2 protein-coding genes and 2 pseudogenes are annotated in these 1,836 nt (G+C 74.9%); 3 read left to right on the top strand and 1 reads right to left on the bottom strand.

The genetic code is table 11. The annotated features are described in order from the left end of the window. Window positions 1–239: pseudogene (locus H5J33_RS33720) on the bottom strand (NERD domain-containing protein); the annotation flags it as partial. Between the two features lie 97 nt (window positions 240–336). On the opposite strand from H5J33_RS33720, the gene H5J33_RS33715 reads away from it, so the two are divergent. From H5J33_RS33715 to H5J33_RS38065, 3 genes and pseudogenes are all read left to right on the top strand, one after another. Next, window positions 337–843 (top strand): dual specificity protein phosphatase family protein, encoded by a 507-nt coding sequence (locus H5J33_RS33715; RefSeq protein WP_181798479.1) that lies wholly within the window; start codon window positions 337–339, stop codon window positions 841–843. Window positions 844–935: 92 nt separating this feature from the next. Continuing rightward, a complete protein-coding gene (locus H5J33_RS33710) occupies window positions 936–1,661 on the top strand; it encodes a hypothetical protein (protein WP_181798478.1) in 726 nt (241 codons plus the stop codon). Next, window positions 1,658–1,836, top strand: a pseudogene (locus H5J33_RS38065) (two-component sensor histidine kinase); the annotation flags it as partial. The gene H5J33_RS33710 and the pseudogene H5J33_RS38065, both read left to right, overlap by 4 nt.

Genomic DNA, 1,836 nt, shown 5'->3' with positions numbered 1-1,836 from the left:
GGGTGCAGGGTCAGCCGGGCGAGTTCGGCGGGGGTCGGGACCGGGGGCGGGCCCACGGTCACCGGGCCGGTGAGGAAGGGGTGCAGCGCCTGGAGGACGGCGTCCCGCTCGTCCTCGGCGAGCAGGTCGACCCGGCCCGTCTCGCGGTCGTACCAGGCCACGCCGGCTCCGTCCGGGCGGCAGACGTACAGCCGCTGACGACCGTGCCGGAAGGCCGGCACCACGCGCAGTCCGCTCATGCCATCACCCCTCGACCATGGGAACAGGCGGGGCGCTCCCGGGGCAAGACCGGTTACCGTGGTGGGCGGCCCTGTGCGGGGAGTTGGGGAGGCACCGTTGCGGACCCGCGGAACGCAGCCCGACGTACCGGCTCCGAAGAGCCCGTGGAACGAGATCGTGCCCGGCCTGTGGATGGGCGGCCACGAATTCCGGGACCGGTCCGGGCGGCTGGAGCTCGCCGTCGTACGAGACGAGTTCGACGTGGTGCAGTCGCTGCTGCGGCTGCCCGGGTACGGTCCCGAGCCGGGCGTGGAGCACCATGTGTGGCCGATCCCGGACGGGCCGCTGGACGGCACGCAGCTGGCCGGGGTGATCCGGCTGGCCCGGGCGGCGAACGACGCGCTGGACGCCGGGCGCCGGGTGCTCGTGCGCTGCTACCACGGGTACAACCGCTCGGGGCTGGTCGTCGCGCACGCGCTGGTCCAGCGGGGCGACACGGCCGACCAGGCGATCCAGCTGATCCGGGCCCGGCGCTCGGCGTGGGCGCTGCACAACGAGCTGTTCGTGGAGTACCTGCGGACGGGCCTGGCGACCGTACGGCTGCTGGAGGAGCTGGCCGAGTAGTCCGCGCGCCCGCACGCCGGCCGGACGGCCCGCCGCGTCCTCACCCACGGCACACGAAGCAGTACAAAGCAGACTTCGGTCAGAATGTAGGGATGCCGGCCCGTCGACCCGCCCGTACCGCCCTCGCCCTGTCCGCCGTCGCCCTGCTGTCGGCGACGGCGACGGCCTGCGGGGACACCGGCGGCCTGCGCGGCGCCGGGCCCACCACGACCGCCGTCAGCCCCACCCGGCTGTGGCCCGATCTCAGGCCCGCGTCCAGCCCGGCCTACCCTTACGACGTGGCGACCCGGGAGGCCGTCGAGGGCGTCGCGGTCCCCGGCGGCGACATACGGAAGGTCGACCCGGTGGCGGTCGTGGAGGCGGAGCTGAGGGCGCACCCCGGCGACTACGGCCCCAAGGGGACGTACCACGCGACCGTGGACCGGATGAGGCAGTGCCGGCCGGGCGGCGACCGGGCCCGCTGCCCGCTGCTCAAGCCGTACCACCGGGACCTGACCGGGGACGGCCGGGCGGATCTGACGCTGGGCTTCCGGCTGTACCCGACCAACCAGACGGCGGTGCGGGTCTACACCGTCGAGGGGCACCGGCTGGTGCGGGTGCTGGCCGACAACGACGCGCTCCTCGGGGTGGAGCTGGCCGGGCGGGCGCTGATCGAACGCTCCCCGGCCGACACCTCCGGCTACGAGTACCGCACCACGTGGGTGTGGGACCCGGGCCAGCGCGCGATGGTGTTCTCCCGTGACGAGTACCTGCACGTCGGCGACGGCCCGCACGGCCGGCGCACGCCCTCCCCCTCGGCCTCCCCGGGCGCGCGATGAGGCTCACGCTGCCGCACTGGTCGGGGGCGCTCGCGGTCAGGGCCGCCGCGTTCATCACGGTGATGTGCTGCGCGCTGGCCGCGCTGCTGGGCGTGCTGGTGCACGTCTCGGTGACCGACCAGACCGTGGGCCAGGCCCGTGACCTGGCGCTGTCCCGGCTCGCCGACGCCACCGA

Origin of the sequence: Streptomyces sp. WELS2 (genome assembly GCF_013870595.1) — a bacterium.
Taxonomy (GTDB): Bacteria; Actinomycetota; Actinomycetes; order Streptomycetales; family Streptomycetaceae; genus Streptomyces.
This window is presented reverse-complemented; position numbering and strand designations above follow the sequence as displayed.